Here is a 987-nt window from a genome sequence, read left to right on the forward strand (position 1 = left end):
TGGCGCGGCGGCGCGCACGAAGCCGGCGACGCGGGCGTAATCGGGCAGGCCGGCATTGACCTCGGCCAGCGCGCCGTGCAGCGCGGCGTCGTCTTCGCCAGCGCGGCGCGGCCACAGCACCGCCAGGTTGTGCGCACGCGCCTCGCCGCACACCACCGCCTGCGCGATCAGCGGATGCTGCAGCAGTTCGCTTTCCACCCACTCCGGCGAGACATTGCGGCCGAACGCGGTGATGAACACATGCTTGCGGCGGCCGGTGATGTGCACGAAGCCGTCGGCATCGACATGGCCCAGGTCGCCGGTGGCGATCGGCCCCGGTGCCGGGCCGGGCGCGCCCAGGTAGCCCAGGCAGCGCACGCCCTCGACCTGCAGTTCGCCATCGACCACCTGCACCCGCGCATGCGGCAGCGGCCGTCCGACGCTGCCCAGGCGCTGCGCCTCGGGCCGGTTCAAGGCCACCACCGAGGCGCATTCGGTCAGGCCGTAGCCTTCGAACACAGGCAACTGCAGCGCCGCCGCACGGCGCAGCAGCCCCGGGCCGACGCGGCCACCGCCGACCGCCAGGTAGCGCAACGAGGCGGGCAGCGGCACGCCGCGCTCGGCGGCCATGACCAGCCCCAGCAGCAACTGCGGCACCAGGATCACGCTGTGCGGCTGGTAGCGGTGCAGGCAGGCGATCAGGGTCGGGATGTCCAGGCCGGCAGCGCCGCTGTAGCCGATCTCGGCCAGCGACGGCAGCGCGATCTGCGCGCCGGACAGCAGCGGCGCGTACAGGCCGCCAACGTTCTCCAGCAGCGTCGACAGCGGCATCAGGCACAGGTGCCGGCGCGGCGCCAGCGCCGAGGCGGCGTCGGCCAGCGAGCCGGCGACCTGCAGCAACGCGTCGGCGCTCAGGCACACGCCCTTCGGCTGGCCGGTGGTGCCGGAGGTGTAGGTGATGCAGCCGGTGCCCGCGGGCAGGGCCACCGGCGCCTGCGTCAGGCGCCG

General features: G+C 74.4%; 1 protein-coding gene. It reads right to left on the reverse strand.

The annotated features are described in order from the left end of the window. On the reverse strand, positions 1-987 hold a 987-nt coding region (locus tag D588_RS0115605; protein WP_017916648.1), incomplete at both ends, for an AMP-binding protein.

Source organism: Xanthomonas sp. SHU 308 (assembly GCF_000364645.1).
Lineage (GTDB): Bacteria > Pseudomonadota > Gammaproteobacteria > Xanthomonadales > Xanthomonadaceae > Xanthomonas_A > Xanthomonas_A sontii.